This is a genomic window from Bradyrhizobium sp. RDM12 (genome assembly GCF_051917485.1).
Lineage (GTDB): Bacteria > Pseudomonadota > Alphaproteobacteria > Rhizobiales > Xanthobacteraceae > Bradyrhizobium.
This window is the reverse complement of sequence record NZ_CM133064.1, coordinates 937,307-954,691: the sequence shown is the minus strand read 5'-3', so window position 1 is coordinate 954,691 and position 17,385 is coordinate 937,307. Positions and strand designations below refer to the sequence as shown.

The following is a 17,385-nucleotide window of genomic DNA, read 5'->3' as shown; positions in this document are numbered from 1 at the left end:
TCTGGTTGATTTCTAGATATAACTCGTTGAAAAACAACGAAATTTCAAGGAGCTGGGCATGATCGGGATTTCACGACGCATTCTCTTGGCGGGAGCCGTGGCGCTCGCTGTAACCCCCGCGGCGCGGGCCGCTGATCCGCTCAAGGAAATCCGCATCGACTGGGCGACCTACAATCCGGTGTCGATGGTCCTGAAGCAGAAGGGCCTGCTGGAGAAGGAGTTCGCCAAGGACGACATCACCATCACCTGGGTGCAGTCGGCCGGCTCCAACAAGGCGCTCGAATTCCTCAATGCCGGTTCGATCGATTTCGGTTCGACCGCGGGTTCGGCAGCCCTGGTCGCACGCATCAACGGCAACCCGATCAAGTCGATCTATGTCTATTCGCGCCCCGAGTGGACCGCGCTGGTCACGGGCAAGGATTCCAAAATCGCAAGCGTTGCCGATCTCAAGGGCAAGCGCGTCGCGGTGACGCGCGGCACCGATCCTCACATCTTCCTGGTGCGCGCGCTGCTCAGCGCGGGTCTCACCGAAGGATATCACCCCGGTGCTGCTGCAGCACGCCGATGGCAAGACCGCGCTGATCCGCGGCGACGTCGATGCCTGGGCCGGCCTCGATCCGATGATGGCGCAGGCCGAGGTCGAGGAGGGCGCGAAGCTGTTCTACCGCAAGGCCGACGCCAACACTTGGGGCATCCTCAATGTGCGCGAGCAGTTTCTGAAGGACTATCCGGACGCCGCCCGCCGCGTGCTCGCGGTGTATGAGGAGGCGCGGAAATATTCGCTGGCGAATTACGACGAGCTGAAGAAGACTTTCATCGCCGTGACCAAGCTGCCGGAAGCCGTCGTGGACAAGCAGCTCAAGGAGCGCACCGAGCTCACCCACAGCCGCATCGGCGCGCCCCAGCGCGAGTCGATCCTCGCCGCCGGCCTCGCCCTGCAACAGGCCGGCGTCGTCGATGCCAAGGTCGACGTGAAGGCGACGCTGGATGCCCTAATCGACGAGCAGGTCGCGCTGCCGACGAATTAGTTTTCGCAGAAGAGGGCACGCGCGTGCACCAAACTCCGCCGTCGTCCCGGATCGGCGTGCGCTTCAGGCGCGCCTGCCCGGGACGACGGTCGTGGGCTTGGCAACACTGTTGCATTCCGGCGTGAGACGCGCTTCCTACCGGCCATGATCTCCGACGCGCCAGTTTTGCAGCAATCTTCGGAACCGGCCGAGAGCGCCGCGGCGCCCTCGCGGCTGTCGCGCTATACGCGGCCGATGCTGGGGCTGCTCCTGCCGTTGATCCTCGCGCTGGGCTGGGAGCTCGTCGTCTGGCTGGGCTGGTCCAACGGCCGGCTGGTGCCGCCGCCCTCGCGCGTCTTCGCCACCATCGCCGATCTCGCCCGCTCCGGCGAGCTGATCCGCCACATCGCCGCGACGCTGTGGCGCGTCGGTCTCGGCTTCGCGTTCGGTGTCATCGCGGGCACGCTGCTCGGCGCCATCTCCGGCTATTGGTCGCTGGCGCGGCGGCTGCTCGACCCGACCGTGCAGGCGCTGCGTGCAATTCCGTCGCTGGCCTGGGTGCCGCTGTTCATCCTCTGGCTCGGCATCTTCGAGACATCCAAGATCGTATTGATCGCGGTCGGCGTGTTCTTCCCGGTCTATCTCGGCGTGATGGGCGCGATCCTGTCGGTGGACCGCAAGATCGTCGAGGTCGGCCGCACCTTCCGCCTGTCCGGGTTTGCGATGATCCGCCGCATCCTGCTGCCCGCGGTGCTGCCGGCTTACGTCGTGTCCTTGCGCGTCGGCCTCGGTCTCGGCTGGATGTTCGTGGTGGCGGCGGAATTGATCGGCGCGTCCGAAGGCCTCGGCTATCTCCTGCTCGACGGCCAGCAGCTCGGCAAGCCGGCGCAGATCCTCGCCGCGATCGTGATCTTCGCCATCCTCGGCAAGCTCACCGACTGGCTGATCGAGGTTGGAGCCGCACCCTTCCTGCGCTGGCAGGACGCCTTCGGGCGCACCAAGGGAACTTAGGCGATGCTGGCGCTCGACCGGGTCGGCAAGACCTATCCCAACGGCGTGCAGGCGCTGGCGCGTTTCTCGGCCGAGATCAGGCAGGGCGAGATCGTCGCCATCATCGGCGGCTCCGGTTGCGGCAAATCAACATTGCTCCGCGCCATCGCCGGCCTCGACCGCGCCAGTTCCGGCACGGTGACGCTCGACAACGAAGCGATCGCCTCGCCGCACGCCAAGATCGGCATCATCTTCCAGGAGCCGCGGCTGCTGCCCTGGCTCAGCGTCGCCGACAATATCGGTTTTGGGCTCGCCGATCTGCCTGCCGCTGAGCGGCGCGAGAAGGTGGCGCGTGCGCTCGCCCGCGTCGGCCTCGCCGACAAGGCGCAGGCCTGGCCGCGCGAGCTCTCCGGCGGGCAGGCGCAGCGCGTCGCGATTGCGCGGGCGCTGGTGCCGCAGCCCGAGGTGCTCCTGCTCGACGAGCCGTTCTCCGCGCTCGACGCCTTCACTCGCCGCGACCTGCAGGATCATCTGCTCGACCTCTGGGCCGACACGCGCCCGACCCTGATCCTCGTCACGCATGACGTCGACGAGGCGGTGGTGCTGGCCGACCGCGTGCTGGTGATGCGGCCGCGGCCGGGCCGGCTCTTCGACCAGATCGAGATCAATCTGGGCCGGCCGCGCGACCGCAATTCGCCGCTGTTCGAGAATTTCAAACGCAGCGTGCTGACATCGCTCGACCGTTCGCTCGATCGCAACGTGCCCGACCGGGACGCAACCCAGGGTCCCGGTCAGGCCATGTGGTGGTGACATTTTCTCTGTGAGCCGGTACATCGAGGGGCAATTTTCCGGGAGAGAACAAGATGGACGCCGCAGAACTGCGCCAGATGCAGGCCCCGATCAAGGAACGCTACAAGACCGATCCGAAGACCGCGATGATCACGCTGAAGGCCAAGGGCTCGACCGACAGCGAAGGCATCGCCTGCAAGGTCGAGACCGGCCGCGCCATCGCGATGGCTGGCCTGCATCCGGCCACCGGCGGCTCCGGCCTCGAGCTTTGCTCCGGAGACATGCTGCTGGAAGCGCTTGTGGCCTGCGCCGGCGTCACGCTGAAGTCGGTCGCGACCGCGATCGACGTGCCGCTCAAGACCGGTAACGTCTACGCCGAGGGCGATCTCGATTTTCGCGGCACGCTCGGCGTCGACAAGGAGGCGCCGGTCGGCTTCGCCGAGATCCGCCTGCGCTTCGAGGTCGATACCGACGCCACCCAGGACAAGCTCGATCTGCTGCTCAAGCTCACCGAGCGTTATTGCGTGGTCTATCAGACCATCAAGAACGGCCCCAAGATTTCGGTGTCGATGCAGCGGGTTTAGGTGTCGTCCCGGCGAAAGCCGCGACCCATACGCCGCGTCCCATCGATTGAAGCATTTGCTGCCTGACGACTTTCGCTCCCAACGAATAGTCGCGGTTATGGATCCCGGGCCTGCGCCGGGACGACGGATTGAATGCCTGCCGAACTGTCTTACATCCTCTTTCTTTTCCTGCGCATGGCGGTTGCGGCCGCCTTTGTGGTGTCGGCGTCTGTTATCACCGAGCGCTCCGGCCCGGTGATTGGTGCGCTGGTGGCGACGCTGCCGATCTCGGCGGGCCCGTCCTACGTCTTCCTCGCGATCGACCACGACGCCGCCTTCATCGCGCAGGGCGCGTTGTCGAGCCTTCCCGTCAACGCCGCGACGATCTTCCTTGAGTTGACCTATGTCGTGCTGGCCCAGCGGCACAGCTTTGCCGTGAGCGTCGGGTGTGCGGTCGCAGTGTGGATCGGTCTCGCCTCGGTCATTCGCCTGTTCGACTGGACGCTCGCGGCCGGGCTCGCCGTCAACCTGATGGCCTTCGGCATCTGCATTCCGCTGCTTGCACGGTACCGCCACGTCAAGATGCCGCTGGTGACGCGCCGCTGGTACGACATTCCGTTCCGCGCCTTGTTGGTCGCGACGCTGGTCGCGATCGTGGTCTCGACCTCGGGCTGGGTCGGCCCGCGCGTCTCCGGCGTCATCGCGCTCTATCCGATCGTCTTCACCAGCATGATGGTGATCCTGCATCCGCGCATTGGCGGTCCGCCGACCGCCGCCGTGCTCGCGAACTCGGCCTGGGGACTGCTTGGCTTCGGCATGGCGATTGCGGTGCTGCATGTCGGTGCCGAGAACTTCGGCTCCGCCATCGGCCTCGGCCTCGCGCTCACGACCTGCATCGTGTGGAATTTAACATTGTGGTGGAACGGGCGACGGAAGCCGCTGGCGCGCTAGCCCGCATTTCTCCAGTGTTGAGGCGCATCGGGGCGCGAATCAGCGAAAGTTCTTTTGCGAGAAGGACTTCGCGGTGATTCAGGGAATGCCCCGATGCCGGCACAGTGTAGCGCAGAACGGTTTGATTTTGGAGAGGTGGAAGGCCGCATCGTGGAAGCGGCTTTTGATGGTGGCCTGGTGACGTCGGATGCGGGCGCGCTGCTGCTGGGCGCGTCTGATCGGGCGATTGATCTGGTGGGGCGCTTTGCCGATTGCTTTCGCGATCATCGCCGGGTGGACTTGATCGAGCACGCAGTCGGAACGTTGGTCGGACAGCGGGTCTTTGGCATCGCACTTGGCTACGAAGACATCAACGATCACGACGAGTTGCGGCACGACCCGCTGATGGCGGTGCTGGCGGGCAAGCTTGTTGCCAGGCGCGAGGACTGCGCACCGGTGGCCGGCAAGTCGACGCTGAACCGGCTGGAACTGGGCCGGAGGAACCTTCGCGCTATCACAAGATCGCCTACGACGCGGCGGCGATCGAGGCGTTGCCGGTGACGCTGTTCCTGGAGGCGCACAAGCGACCGCCGCCGCAGATCATCCTCGATCTCGACGCCACCGACGATCCTCTGCACGGGCATCAGGAGGGGCGCTTCTTCCACGGCTATTACGACTGCTACTGCTATCTGCCGCTGTACGTGTTCTGCGGCCGGCATCTGCTGGCGGCCAAGCTGCGGCGCGCCGACATCGATGCCAGCGCAGGCAGTGTCGCGGAGATCGCGCGGATTGTCCGGCAAATCCGCGCCCGCTGGCCGTTCGTGCGCATCGTGCTGCGCGCCGACAGTGGCTTTGCGCGCGAGGCGCTGATGGCGTGGTGTGAGCAAAACCGCGTGGATTATCTGTTCGGGCTCGCCCGCAACACGCGCCTGGTCGCCATGATCGAGGAGGAGCTCGCCGCGGCGAGAGCCACAGCCGAGACGACCGGCCACCCGGCACGCCGCTTCAAGGACTTCCAATGGCGTACGCGCGACACCTGGAGCCAGGAGCGCCGCGTCGTCGCCAAGGCGGAGTGGACGCAAGGCGAGGCCAATCCGCGCTTCGTCGTCACCTCGCTCAAGCGCAGCGCGGCGGGCGTGCGGCAGCTCTATGAGGACATCTACTGCGCCCGCGGCGACATGGAGAACCGCATCAAGGAGTGCCAGCTCGATCTCTACGCCGACCGCACCTCGGCCGCCACCATGCGCGCCAACCAGCTGCGGCTGTGGTTCGCCTCGATGGCCTATGTGCTGATCTGTGCCCTGCGGCGCATCGGCCTTGCCGAAACCACCTTGCGGACGCCACCTGCGGCACCATCCGCCTCAAGCTCCTCAAGATCGGCGCACTGGTGCGCATCAGCGTCCGCCGCATCAGGATCGCCATGGCCTCGGCCTGCCCAGCCGCTCAGCCGTGGGGACACGCGGCTCGTCGCCTGGCCGAAGCCGCCAAGGCTCGCGCCTCGCCGGCCTGACACGCGACGCTGCGACGCGCTCAATCGGCGGCATCACCAACAGGCCCAACGGAGACATTCAAAACCAAATCGCCGGCTGCGCCTTCAGCGCCACGGCTCCCCGTTGCCTTGCCAAATCCTCCTATCCTCCGTCGCTGAGCAATCGGTCGTGTGAGAAATGCGGGCTAGCCTCCGTCATCGCGAGGAGCGAAGCGACGAAGCAATCTAGGCTGCCTCTGCGGAAAGATCTGGATTGCTTCGCTTCGCTCGCAATGACGATTGCGGAAGCCCCCGCTATTGCTTCGGCAGCTTGGCCTTCAACGCATACAGCGCATCCAGCGCCTCGCGCGGCGACATCTCGTCGGGGTGCAGTGCCTTGACGGCGTCCATCAATAGCTCCGCCTCGGTCGGCGGCGCGGCTTCGGCGGCGGCGCGTGAGGGGACGGCGAACAGCGGCAGATCGTCGGCGAGCGCGCGGGCGGTCTGGCCGCGGTCTTGTGCCTCTAACTTTGCCAGCACCGATTTCGCGCGCGTGATCACGGCCGGTGGCAGGCCTGCGAGCTTTGCGACCTGGATGCCGTAGGAGCGGTCGGCCGAGCCCGGCAGCACCTCGTGCAGGAACACGACATTGCCCTGCCACTCCTTCACCCGCACGGTCGCATTGAACATGCGCGGCAGTTTTGCCGAGAGCGCGGTCAGCTCGTGATAATGCGTCGCGAACAGCGTGCGGCAGCGGTTGCTTTCGTGCAGATGCTCGATCGCGGCCCAGGCAATGGAGAGACCGTCGAAGGTCGCAGTGCCGCGGCCGATCTCGTCGAGGATCACCAGCGCGCGCTCGCCGGCCTGATTGAGGATCGCAGCGGTCTCGACCATCTCCACCATGAAGGTCGAGCGGCCGCGGGCGAGATCGTCGGCGGCGCCGACGCGCGAGAACAGGCGGTCGATGATGCCGATCCGCGCGCGCGTGGCCGGCACGAAGCTGCCGATCTGCGTCAGCAGCGCAATCAATGCGTTCTGGCGCAGGAAGGTCGATTTACCCGCCATGTTCGGGCCGGTGAGCAGCCAGAGCTGACCGGATTTTTGCGCAGGTGCTGGTGACAGATCGCAGGCGTTGGCGATGAACGGCTCGCCGTTGCGCTTCAGGGCCTGCTCGACCACGGGATGGCGGCCGGCCTCGATGGCAAAGCCGAGCGAGCCATCGACCTCGGGCCGCACATAGTTCTCATCGACCGCGAGCTTGGCCAGCGACGTCGCAACATCGAGCAGCGCAAAGCCCTGCGCCGCCGCGCGCAGATCGTCGCTGATCTCGATCGCCTTGGCGCAGAGCCGCTCGAAGATTTCGAGCTCGAGCCCAAGCGCGCGGTCGCCGGCATTTGCGATCTTGGCTTCGATCTCGCCCAGCTCGGACGTCGTGAAGCGCACCTGGCCGGCCAGCGTCTGGCGATGGATGAAAGTCGCGTTCAGCGGCGCCGACATCAGCTTGTCACCGTGCTGCGCGGTGACCTCGACGAAATAGCCGAGCACGTTGTTGTGGCGGATCTTGAGGCCCTTGACGCCCGTGTTGTCGGCGTAGCGAGCCTGCATCGAGGCGACCACGAGGCGCGAGGCGTCGCGCAGGTTTCGCGCTTCATCCAGGGCCGGCTCGTAACCGGCACGAACGAAGCCGCCATCGCGCTTGATCAGCGGCAGCTGCTCGTCGAGCGCGCTTGCAAATTCGGCCGCGAGCTCCCGCGAGGACGCCTCAGCGCGACCATCACGGCGGCGATCTCGTGCGGCGGCTGGTCCAGTTCGGAAAGCCGCGCCAGCACCTGGTCGGCGGCGATGATGCCATCGCGCAGACCTGCAGGTCGCGCGGCCCGCCGCGGCCGACCGACAGACGGGCGAGCGCGCGCGACATGTCGGGCGCGCCGCGCAAGATGCTGCGGATGTCCTCGCGCGTGGCCGAATCCGCGACGAAGGCGCTGACGGCATCGAGCCGCCGCGCGATCGCCGGCGCATCGGTCAAGGGCGCCGCGAGCCGCTGTGCCAGCAGGCGCGAGCCGGCCGACGTCACCGTGCAGTCGATCGCATCGAGCAGCGAGCCGCGGCGTTCGCCGGCGAGCGTCCGCGTCAGTTCGAGATTGGCCCGCGTCGCCGGATCGATCGCCATGGTCGCGCCGGAGGCTTCGCGCGCGGGCGGCGACAGCGGCGGGTGCTTGCCGACCTGGGTGCGGTCGACATAGCTGACGGCGGCGGCAGCAGCGGTCGCCTCCAGCCGGGAGAGCTGCGCCAGCCCATCCATGGTCGCGACCGCAAAATAGTCGCAGAGCCGCTTCTCCGCGGTGGCGCCATCGAAGATGTCGCGGGTCACCGGCGTGACCGCCGGCAGTTCGCGCAAGGTTTGGCCGAGCTCGTTGTCGCTATAAAGCGCGTCGGTGACGATCGCCTCGTTTGGATTGATGCGCGCCAGCGTCGCGGCGAGCTCCCGCTAGAGCATTCCGTGACTGTGAATTCGGCGGTCGAGATATCGATCCAGGCGAGGCCAAATCGGTCGCCGCCGGCCGACGAGCGCGCTCGCGCAATCGCGAGCAGATAGTTGTTGGCGCGCGCATCGAGCAGCGTGTCTTCCGTCAGCGTGCCCGGCGTCACCAGCCGGACAACGCCGCGGCGCACCACGCTCTTGTTGCCGCGCGCTTTCGCAGCGGCGGGATCCTCGGTCTGCTCGCAGACCGCAACCCGGTGGCCGGCGCTGATCAGGCGATGCAGATAATCCTCGGAGCGTTCCACCGGCACGCCGCACATCGGGATGTCGGCGCCCTGGTGCTTGCCGCGCTTGGTCAGCACGATGCCGAGCGTCTTCGAGGCGATCTCGGCGTCCTCGAAGAACAGCTCGTAGAAATCGCCCATCCGGTAGAACAGCAGCAGGCCTGATGTGCCGCCTTGATCTCCAGGTACTGTTCCATCATCGGCGTGACGCGCGCGGCGGCCTCCGCCAGCGGCGCGGGCATGTCGTCGGGAGGCGGTACAGGGATGGGCTGTTGCATCGTCATGAGCGGCGCAACCTACAAAATTTCACCCGCCCATCCTACCGGTTTGGCCGGCGAGGGGAGGTTTTCCACGTTGTCCGTGTTGCGCAAGCGGCTGCCACATTTTCCGTTGTCATTCCGGGATGCGCCGCCAGGCGCAGGCCCGGAATCCATAATCCCGGCTCATGGTTATGGATTCCGGGCTCGCTCTCCGAGCGCCCCGGAATGACGGCCGAGTTTCATGGCATTCAGTCAAATATGCCGCCCCCAAACCGTCAATTGACCTGCCGCGGGCGCCCTCCTAAAACTCCGCCGTCATTGAAGAATTCTGGCCGAACCGCGGCAGTCAGGGAGAACAACGATGCGTGACGTCTTTATCTGCGATGCCGTGCGGACCCCGATCGGCCGTTTCGGCGGCTCGCTCGCCAAGGTGCGCGCCGACGATCTCGCGGCGGCCCCGATCAAGGCGCTGATGGCCAAGCACCCCAATCTCGATTGGGCGCAGGTCGACGAAGTTTTCTTCGGCTGCGCCAACCAGGCCGGCGAGGACAACCGCAACGTTGCGCGCATGGCGCTGTTGCTCGCGGGGCTCCCGGACTCGGTTCCCGGCCAGACCCTGAACCGGCTTTGCGCCTCCGGCCTCGACGCGGTCGGTGCGGCCGGCCGCGCCATCCGCTCCGGCGAGATCGAGCTTGCGATCGCCGGCGGGGTGGAATCCATGACCCGCGCGCCGTTCGTGATGGGCAAGGCGCAGGAAGCCTTCTCGCGCTCGGCCGAGATATTCGACACCACGATCGGCTGGCGCTTCATCAATCCGCTGCTCAAGGCGCAGTATGGCGTCGATGCGATGCCGGAGACCGGCGAGAACGTCGCCGAGGAGTTCCAAGTCTCGCGCGCAGACCAGGATGCCTTCGCCATCCGCTCGCAGCAGCGCGCCGGCAAGGCGATCGCAGCCGGCTATTTCGCCGAGGAGATCATCCCGATCACCATTCCCGGCGGCAAGGCCGGTCCTGTTACCGTCGACAAGGACGAGCATCCGCGCCCCGAGACCACGCTCGAAGGCCTCGCCAAGCTGAAGCCGATCGTGCGCAACCCCGGCACGGTGACGGCCGGCAATGCGTCGGGCGTCAACGACGGCGCGGCCGCGATGATCCTGGCGTCGGAAGCTGCCGTGAAGAAGCATGGCCTCACGCCGCGCGCCCGTATTCTCGGGCTCGCTTCGGCCGGCGTGCCGCCGCGGATCATGGGCATTGGCCCCGTGCCCGCGACCCGCAAGCTGATGGAGCGTCTGGGCAAGAAGATCACCGACTTCGACCTGATCGAGCTCAATGAAGCTTTCGCCTCGCAGGGCATCGCCTGCATGCGCCAGCTCGGCGTCGCCGACGACGCCGATTTCGTCAATCCGCATGGCGGCGCCATCGCGCTCGGCCATCCCCTCGGCATGAGCGGCGCGCGCCTCGCGCTCACCGCCGTCCATGGCATGGAGAAGCGCGGCGGCAAGCTTGCCCTCGCCACCATGTGCGTCGGCGTAGGCCAAGGCGTTGCCGTTGCGATCGAGAAGCTGAACTGACGGTCCACCCAGTGGACCGTCATCCCGGAGCCGCTCTTTAGAGCGGAATCCGGATCTCGAGATCCAGGTTCAGCCCTGCGGGCGGCCCCGGAATGACGGGGAAGGGATCATGCCATGATCATCGCGCGCGAGCAGGACGTCACGGCCGCCGCACTGGCGGTGATGGAGCGGACGTCCGATCCGCGAATGCGGCAGATCATGGTCTCGCTGGTCAAGCATCTGCACGGCTTCGTCCGTGACGTACGCCTGACCGAGAAGGAATTCCGCGACGCCACCGCTGTTATCGCCGAACTCGGCAAGCTGACCACGGACACGCACAAGAAGTCGTGCTGATGGCGGGTTCGCTCGGCGTCTCGCCGCTGGTCTGCCTCCTCAACAACGGCGATGAGGGCAATACCGAAACCGATCAGTCGCTGCTCGGCCCATTCTGGCGGCTGAACTCGCCGCGGGTGGAGAATGGCGGATCAATCGTCCGCTCCGAAACACCGGGCGCGCCGCTGTTCGTCAACGGCCGTGTCGTCGACAGAGACGGCCGCCCCGTCGGCGGCGCGGAGGTCGATATCTGGCACGCCTCGCCGGTCGGGCTCTATGAGAACCAGGACCCCGAGCAGGCCGACATGAACCTGCGCGGCAAGTTCACGACCGACCAGGATGGGCGCTTCGCCTTCCGCTCGGTGATGATGGTTGGCTATCCCATTCCTACCGATGGCGTGGTCGGCCGGCTGCTGAAGGCGCAAAGCCGCCACCCCTATCGCCCCGCGCATCTGCATGCCCTGATCGTCAAACCGGGATTCAAGGTGCTGATCTCGCAGGTCTACGATCCCAATGACCCCCATATCGACAGCGACGTGCAGTTCGGCGTGACACAAGCGCTGATCGGCAAGTTCGTGCGCCACGAGACGCCGCATCCGGCCGCGCCTGACGTATCGACGCCATGGTATTCGCTCGACCACACCTATCGGCTCGAGGCCGGAGAGGCCGTCCTGCCGCGGGCACCGATCAAGTAAGGCCTCGTGACGGATCATGTCGGGTTCGCGGGAGGCCGCTAAACCCGCTTCCCTAAATTAGTTATGTTCTATAATGATTGGCACAAGCGTTGACCGGCCGGACCAGAATGGCCGGGGAGGAGTTCGCCCATGACATTCATCTATCCCGTCGACAGCAACAAGGCGCATCCGCTGCCGCTGTCGCCCGAATACAAGAGCTCGATCAAGCGCGCACCGAGCAGGCCCTTGATCCCGATGCGCCACACGCTGTCGGAACTGACCGGACCGGTCTATGGCCACGAGACCGTGCGTGACGGCGACAACGACCTCACCACCCAGCACAAAAGCGAGCCGCTCGGCGAGCGCATCATCGTGCACGGACATGTCCGCGACGAGGACGGCCGCGGCGTGCCGGACTCCCTGGTCGAGATCTGGCAGGCCAATGCCTGCGGCCGCTACGTCCATGTCCGCGATCAGCATCCCGCGCCGCTCGATCCCAACTTCACCGGAGCGGGCCGCACCGTGAGCGATGCCGCCGGCTACTATCGCTTCGTCACCATCAAGCCCGGCGCCTATCCCTGGGGCAATCACCACAATGCCTGGCGGCCGGCTCATATCCACCTCTCGGTGTTCGGCCATTCCTTCGTCACCCGCCTGGTGACGCAGATGTATTTCCCGGGCGACCCGCTGTTCCCGTTCGATCCGATCTTCAACTCGGTGCCGGACGAGAAGGCGCGGATGCGCATGGTCTCGTCGTTCGACCTGGAGAATACGAAGCCGGAATGGGCGCTGTGCTATCGCTTCGACATCGTGCTGCGCGGCAAGGACGCCACCCCCATGGAGAACCACTAACGTGCAGGATTCTGTGAAGCCCAATGGGATCACGCCGTCGCAAACGGTCGGCCCATTCTTCAAATACGGCCTGACGCCGACCGGCGATTACGCCTGGAACGACGCGTTCACCAATTCGACGCTGACGCCCGATGTCACCGGTGATCGCGTCCGCATCGAGGGCCGGGTGTTTGACGGCGACGGCGTCGTCGTGCCGGATGCCATGCTGGAGCTCTGGCAGGCCGATGCACAGGGCCGCTTTGCCGATCCGCAGGACAAGCGCGCATTGCCGAATGCCAGCTTCCGCGGCTTCGCCCGCTGCGGCACCGACAAGGACGGCAAATATTCCTTCGACACCATCAAGCCGGGGGTCGTGCCCGATCCCGATGGCAAGCCGCAGGCACCGCATATCGTTCTGGCGGTGTTCGCGCGCGGTATGCTGCGGCATCTCTACACCCGCATCTATTTCGGCGACGAGGCGGGCAACGCCGCCGATCCCGTGCTGGGATTGGTACCGGCCGACCGCCGCGCCACGCTGATCGCGGCGCGCGAGACCGGCAAGCCGGTCTATCGTCTCGATCTGCGCCTGCAGGGCGACAACGAGACGGTGTTCTTCGACGTGTGAGGCCGGGCCGCCGCGTCAGGCGGCCGATGCGGCTGGCGCTTCCCCAAGTGATCATGCAGTATGGCTGCATGCACCGGGGGGCGCTTCATGACATCCACGCAACTGCCGGCGGTCGCTGAGCCCGCTTACCTGACGGCTGCACTGCGCAAGGCCGGTGCGCTGGACGCCGGCGCCGTGCGCGAGGTGAAGGTGCTGCATGAGCGCGACACCGTCGTGTCGCACATCGCCCGGCTCGGCCTGCGCTATGTCGGCGAATCAGCCGGTGCGCCGCAATCGCTGATTCTCAAGACGGCGCATGCGGATTTTGCCGAGACGCTCGCCAATGGCGGTCGGCACGAGGTGACCTTCTATACGAAGCTGGCACCGAACATGGCGCCGGGATTGGTGCCGCGCTGTTTCGACGGACGTTTCGACGAGGCGGGCCAGACCTGGCATCTGCTGCTCGAAGATCTCACCGATAGCCATGAGATCGCAACGCAATGGCCGTTGCCGCCGTCGCGTGAGCAAACAGTCGCGATCGTGACCACCCTCGCGCGTTGGCATGCGGCCTGGTGGGACCATCCGAGCCTTGGCGATACCGTCGGCACCTGGGTGAGCACCGAAGACAGCGCACAGCACATCGAGACTTTTGCCGGCCATTACGACCGTTTCGCCGATCTGCTCGGCGATCGCCTCAGTGAAGAACGGCGCCTTCTCTATCGGCGCCTGATCGACCAGTCGGCCCGGCTGTCGGAGCGCTACCATTCACGCCGCCATCTCAGCATCACCCATGGCGATGCCCATACCTGGAATTTTCTCCTGCCGCGCACCGGCGTTGCCGGTACCGCGCGCATCTTCGATTTCGACCTGTGGTGGATCAACGTCCCGACCAACGATCTCGCCTACATGATGGCGCTTCATTGGTATCCGGAACGCCGGCAGGCGCTCGAACGCTCGCTGCTCAATCTGTATCACGAGACATTGCTCGCAAGCGGCATCACGGGATACACGCGCGGCGCGCTCGATCGTGACTACCGCTTGTCGGTGCTCTGGCACATCACCAAGCCAGTCTGGCAATGGGCCATCAACATCCCGCCGCTGATCTGGTGGAATAATCTGGAGCGGGTGATGATGGCGGTCGAGGATCTCGGCTGCGAGGAGTTGTTGTAGGGCTCGTGCTGCAAGCTGTCATTGCGAGGAGCACTTGCGACGAAGCAATCCAGACTGCCTCGGCGGATGCGGTCTGGATTGCTTCGCTGCGCTCGCAATGACGATAAGGCGCCAGTATCCGAACAACTACTCCATCACCGCATGTTCCGGCGCTGCGGTCTGCTTGCGCAGCAGGGCCTTGGTCGAGCCGATCATCAGTGCCAACGGGATGGTGCAAAGAATAAAGAACATCACGAGCTGGTAATCGCGCGCGAAGGCGATGATCTGCGCCTGGAGGCCGACGATGCGGTCGGCCATGGCGCGGCCGGCGTCGGTGGAGAGGTTGATCATGCCGCTCACGTCGGGCATCTGGAGGGCGTGGTTGAACGGGTTGATGTGCTCGGACAGGATCGCATAGGTCTTGCGCGTGCCTTGGGTCAGCTGGGCGATGACGATGGAGATGCCGACCGAGCTCGCGACGTTGCGCAGCAACGTCAGCATCGAGGTGCCGTCGGTGCGCAAATGGTTCGGCAGCGTCATGAACGCCACTGTCGAGAGCGGCACGAAGACGAGGCCGAAGCCGAAGCCCTGGATCACGCTGACGATGATGATTTCCGGCACCTGAGTCTGGTCGGTCCAGCCGGTCATCTGGAACAGCGATGCCGCCGTCAGTGTCAGGCCGGAGATGATCAGGGTGCGCGCCTCGATGAAGCGCATGATGCGACCAACCATCATCATGGCGAAGAAGGTGCCGAAGCCGCGGCTCGCGAGCAGGCCGCCCGCGGTCATGATGGGATAGCCGATGACGTTCTGCAGGTAGGGCGAGGCCAGCGCCATGGTGGAGTACAGCACCAGCCCCATCACCGTCATGAAGATGCAGCCGGTGAGGAAGTTGCGGTCCTTGAACAGTGCGAACTGGATGAATGGCCGCGCGGTCGTGAAGGAGTGCGCGAAGAAATAGTAGAAGGCGACGGCGGAGACGGCAAATTCGGTCAGGATTTCGACCGATTCGAACCAGTCGAGCTGCTCGCCGCGGTCGAGCGCGAGCTGCAGCGCGCCAATTCCGATCGCCAGCGCCGCGAAGCCGAACCAGTCGAATTTGAGGCTGGTATCCTGCTTGGTCTCGTCCATGAAGATGCTGAGTCCAAGCACGGTGATCGCGCCGAACGGCAGATTGACGAAGAACACCCAGTGCCAGGAATAGGTCTCGGTCAGCCAGGCGCCGAGCGAGGGGCCCATGATCGGCCCCATCATCACGCCCATGCCCCAGATCGACATCGCCTTGGCGCGTTCCTGCAGCGTGTAATAGTCGAGCATCACCGACTGCGACAACGGCACCAGCGCTGCGCCGAACACGCCTTGCAGCAGCCGGAACAGCACCATCTGGTTGATGTCCTGTGCGAGGCCGCACAGCACGGAGGCGAAGGTGAAGCCGGCGGCGCAGATGATGAAGATGCGCTTGCGGCCGAAACGGTTGGAAATCCAGCCGACCGGCGCCGTCATGATGGCGGCAGCGACGATGTAGGAGGTCAGCACCCAGTTGATCTGGTCCTGCGACGCCGACAGCGTGCCCTGCATATAGGGCAGGGCGACGTTGGCAATCGTGGTGTCCAGCGCCTGCATGATGGTCGCGGTCATGGCGCAGATCGTCACCATGTTCCGGCGCAGGCCGGGGACCATCAGGGCGGGGTTGGACTCCGCCATCGGATCAGTCCTTGTCCTGATCTTTGTCTTGATCTTTATCTTGGCCAGCCGTCGCCGACAGGCCGAGCAGACCGGCAAGCGAGCGCTGGTGGCCGGTGTCGATGGTGGCGTACACGCTCATGCCGGCCTTCAGCTTCTTCACGTATCTGTCGCTCTCGTCGAAATAGATGCGGATCGGCACGCGCTGCACCACCTTGACGAAGTTGCCCGTGGCGTTCTGGGGCGGCAGGATCGCGAACTGCGCGCCGGTGCCGGGCGAGAGCGAACCGATCTTGCCCTTGAAGAGGTGGTTCGGGAATGCGTCGACCTCGAGGGTAACAGGCTGGCCTTCGGTGACGTAGGTGAGATCGCTTTCCTTCGGATTGGCGTCGACCCAGGGATGGGCGACATCGATGATCGAGAATACCGGCGAGCCGGCGGCGACGAAGCGGCCGAGCTGAATCTGCTCGACCTGCGTCGCCACGCCGCTCATCGGCGCACGCACGACGGCGTGGTCGAGATTGCGTTCCGCATTCTCGAGCTTGGCCTTGGCCTGCGCATAGGCCGGGAATTTCTCCAGCGGCAAGTCGGGATCACCGAGCAGCTGAGTCTTGGCGGTCGAGATCTGCTGCTTGACGTATTGCGCGATCGAGCCCGACGTGACCAGCGCGTTCGCCGCATTGTCGAGGTCCAGTTGCGAGCCGTAGCTGTTCTTGACCAGCGCCTGCTTGCGCTCGACGTCGCGCTGCTTCAGGTCGACGCCCTTCTGGGCGAGATCGAGCATGTCGCCGTAGATCTTGATGTTGGCAACGAGGTTGTCATAGGTCGACTTGGCCTGCGTGAGCTGGGCCTTAGCCTCATCCACGGCGAGCTGGAACGGCACGGGGTCGATCTCGAACAGCACGTCGCCCTGCTTGACCAGCTGGCCCTCTTTCACGACGACCTTCTCGATCTTGCCGGAGATGTCGGGCGTCACCAGCACCTTCTGTGCGCCGACATAGGCGTCGTCGGTGCCGACATAGCGGCCGCCATTGAGATAGAAAGTCAGGCCGGCGATGACAGCCACGATCGGCAGCACCACCATCAGCAGGAAGCGGCGATAGCGGCGCAGGCTGGCGACGAAGCGGCGGCGCGGGTCGGTGCCGGCTTTCTTGGTCGGCTTGCCGCTGTCGATCTTCTGCTCGGGCTGGAATTTGAGAACCTGATCAGCCATAGCGCTGCTCCTTACGCGCTTGTTCCGCTCCGCTGGTCTGGATCGCGTTACGCACGTTTTCCTTGATGGTTTCGAGTTGGGTGAGAAGACGGTGAGCGTCCGCCGGGCTGATGCCGTCGAGCGCGTTTGCCGTGAGTTCCGATTTCAGGCCGCTCATCTTGCCGAGCAGTGCGCGGCCGGCCTTCTTCAGATAGAGGCGCTTGACGCGGCGGTCCGAGGCGTCGTTGCGGCGCTCGATCCAGTCGCTGTCGCAGAGCTTGTCGATAAGCCGCGTCAGCGTGATCGGCTGCATCTCCAGCAGTTCGGCGAGTTCCGACTGCTTCATGCCCTCGCTGCGCTCGACCTTGGCCAGCACGGCCCATTGCGCGCGGGTGATGCCGAAGCGCGACGCCTCCTTGTCGGCATAGACGCGCAGCAGGCGGTAGAGCTCGCCGAGCGTGAACAGGAAGTTCTGGTCGACCGACCCGCGGGTCATAAGCTTTGTCTCCAATGAGCTTGAATATAATAAGCAAGCTTATGATTATTTCATGGCGGAAGAACGCGGTGCTGTCCCGCAGCAAAAGCATGGCTGACCGC

General features: G+C 65.2%; 11 protein-coding genes and 4 pseudogenes. 11 read left to right on the top strand and 4 right to left on the bottom strand.

Annotation, left to right across the window (positions count from 1 at the left end):
- The first annotated feature begins 58 nt into the window (after positions 1-58).
- From ACTGJ9_RS04505 to ACTGJ9_RS04480, 6 genes and pseudogenes are all read left to right on the top strand, one after another.
- A pseudogene (locus ACTGJ9_RS04505) lies at positions 59-1,028 on the top strand (aliphatic sulfonate ABC transporter substrate-binding protein).
- A 144-nt stretch (positions 1,029-1,172) separates the two neighbouring features.
- Positions 1,173-2,018: an ABC transporter permease gene (locus ACTGJ9_RS04500; RefSeq protein ID WP_456676097.1), complete on the top strand. Its 846-nt coding sequence runs from the start codon at positions 1,173-1,175 to the stop codon at positions 2,016-2,018.
- 3 nt (positions 2,019-2,021) lie between these two features.
- Positions 2,022-2,807, top strand: a complete 786-nt coding sequence (locus ACTGJ9_RS04495; RefSeq protein WP_456676096.1) for an ABC transporter ATP-binding protein — start codon at positions 2,022-2,024, stop codon at positions 2,805-2,807.
- A 53-nt stretch (positions 2,808-2,860) separates the two neighbouring features.
- Positions 2,861-3,370, top strand: coding sequence for an OsmC family protein (locus tag ACTGJ9_RS04490; RefSeq protein ID WP_456676095.1), 510 nt, complete (start codon positions 2,861-2,863; stop codon positions 3,368-3,370).
- 132 nt (positions 3,371-3,502) lie between these two features.
- Positions 3,503-4,300, top strand: a complete 798-nt coding sequence (locus ACTGJ9_RS04485) for a hypothetical protein (RefSeq protein ID WP_456676094.1) — start codon at positions 3,503-3,505, stop codon at positions 4,298-4,300.
- 93 nt (positions 4,301-4,393) lie between these two features.
- Positions 4,394-5,789: pseudogene (locus ACTGJ9_RS04480) on the top strand (IS1380 family transposase).
- A gap of 273 nt (positions 5,790-6,062) precedes the next feature.
- On the opposite strand, the pseudogene mutS reads toward ACTGJ9_RS04480, so the two are convergent.
- Positions 6,063-8,797, bottom strand: a pseudogene (gene mutS, locus ACTGJ9_RS04475) (DNA mismatch repair protein MutS).
- A gap of 337 nt (positions 8,798-9,134) precedes the next feature.
- Here mutS and pcaF point away from each other — a divergent pair.
- The 5 genes and pseudogenes from pcaF (at position 9,135) to ACTGJ9_RS04450 (ending at position 13,934) form a co-directional block, all read left to right on the top strand.
- Positions 9,135-10,343, top strand: coding sequence for a 3-oxoadipyl-CoA thiolase (gene pcaF / locus ACTGJ9_RS04470; RefSeq protein ID WP_456676093.1), 1,209 nt, complete (start codon positions 9,135-9,137; stop codon positions 10,341-10,343).
- Positions 10,344-10,457: 114 nt separating this feature from the next.
- Positions 10,458-11,350: pseudogene (locus ACTGJ9_RS04465) on the top strand (dioxygenase family protein).
- 129 nt (positions 11,351-11,479) lie between these two features.
- Entirely contained in the window at positions 11,480-12,181 is a 702-nt protein-coding gene (gene pcaH, locus ACTGJ9_RS04460) for a protocatechuate 3,4-dioxygenase subunit beta (protein WP_456676092.1), read from the top strand.
- Position 12,182: 1 nt separating this feature from the next.
- Positions 12,183-12,785 (top strand): protocatechuate 3,4-dioxygenase subunit alpha, encoded by a 603-nt coding sequence (gene pcaG / locus ACTGJ9_RS04455; protein ID WP_456676091.1) that lies wholly within the window; start codon positions 12,183-12,185, stop codon positions 12,783-12,785.
- Between the two features lie 87 nt (positions 12,786-12,872).
- Positions 12,873-13,934 carry a phosphotransferase gene (locus ACTGJ9_RS04450; RefSeq protein ID WP_456676090.1) on the top strand — a complete coding sequence of 354 codons (1,062 nt, stop codon included), beginning with the start codon at positions 12,873-12,875 and terminating at the stop codon, positions 13,932-13,934.
- A 126-nt stretch (positions 13,935-14,060) separates the two neighbouring features.
- Here the strand turns inward: ACTGJ9_RS04450 and ACTGJ9_RS04445 are convergent, their stop codons facing one another.
- Genes ACTGJ9_RS04445 through ACTGJ9_RS04435 form a run of 3 tightly spaced genes read right to left on the bottom strand, consistent with a single transcriptional unit; the run spans position 14,061 to position 17,284 of the window.
- Positions 14,061-15,617 (bottom strand): MDR family MFS transporter, encoded by a 1,557-nt coding sequence (locus ACTGJ9_RS04445; protein ID WP_456676089.1) that lies wholly within the window; start codon positions 15,615-15,617, stop codon positions 14,061-14,063.
- 4 nt (positions 15,618-15,621) lie between these two features.
- Positions 15,622-16,809: an HlyD family secretion protein gene (locus ACTGJ9_RS04440; RefSeq protein WP_456676088.1), complete on the bottom strand. Its 1,188-nt coding sequence runs from the start codon at positions 16,807-16,809 to the stop codon at positions 15,622-15,624.
- Positions 16,802-17,284, bottom strand: coding sequence for a MarR family winged helix-turn-helix transcriptional regulator (locus ACTGJ9_RS04435; RefSeq protein ID WP_456676087.1), 483 nt, complete (start codon positions 17,282-17,284; stop codon positions 16,802-16,804). Before ACTGJ9_RS04435 ends, ACTGJ9_RS04440 begins: the two co-directional genes overlap by 8 nt.
- Positions 17,285-17,385 lie beyond the last annotated feature (101 nt).

Coding starts and splice junctions, on each gene's coding strand:
- ACTGJ9_RS04500 (WP_456676097.1), top strand. CDS start 1,173: ATGATCTCCGACGCGCCAGTTTTGCAGCAATCTTCGGAACCGGCCGAG.
- ACTGJ9_RS04495 (WP_456676096.1), top strand. CDS start 2,022: ATGCTGGCGCTCGACCGGGTCGGCAAGACCTATCCCAACGGCGTGCAG.
- ACTGJ9_RS04490 (WP_456676095.1), top strand. CDS start 2,861: ATGGACGCCGCAGAACTGCGCCAGATGCAGGCCCCGATCAAGGAACGC.
- ACTGJ9_RS04485 (WP_456676094.1), top strand. CDS start 3,503: ATGCCTGCCGAACTGTCTTACATCCTCTTTCTTTTCCTGCGCATGGCG.
- pcaF (WP_456676093.1), top strand. CDS start 9,135: ATGCGTGACGTCTTTATCTGCGATGCCGTGCGGACCCCGATCGGCCGT.
- pcaH (WP_456676092.1), top strand. CDS start 11,480: ATGACATTCATCTATCCCGTCGACAGCAACAAGGCGCATCCGCTGCCG.
- ACTGJ9_RS04450 (WP_456676090.1), top strand. CDS start 12,873: ATGACATCCACGCAACTGCCGGCGGTCGCTGAGCCCGCTTACCTGACG.
- ACTGJ9_RS04445 (WP_456676089.1), bottom strand. CDS start 15,617: ATGGCGGAGTCCAACCCCGCCCTGATGGTCCCCGGCCTGCGCCGGAAC.
- ACTGJ9_RS04440 (WP_456676088.1), bottom strand. CDS start 16,809: ATGGCTGATCAGGTTCTCAAATTCCAGCCCGAGCAGAAGATCGACAGC.
- ACTGJ9_RS04435 (WP_456676087.1), bottom strand. CDS start 17,284: ATGACCCGCGGGTCGGTCGACCAGAACTTCCTGTTCACGCTCGGCGAG.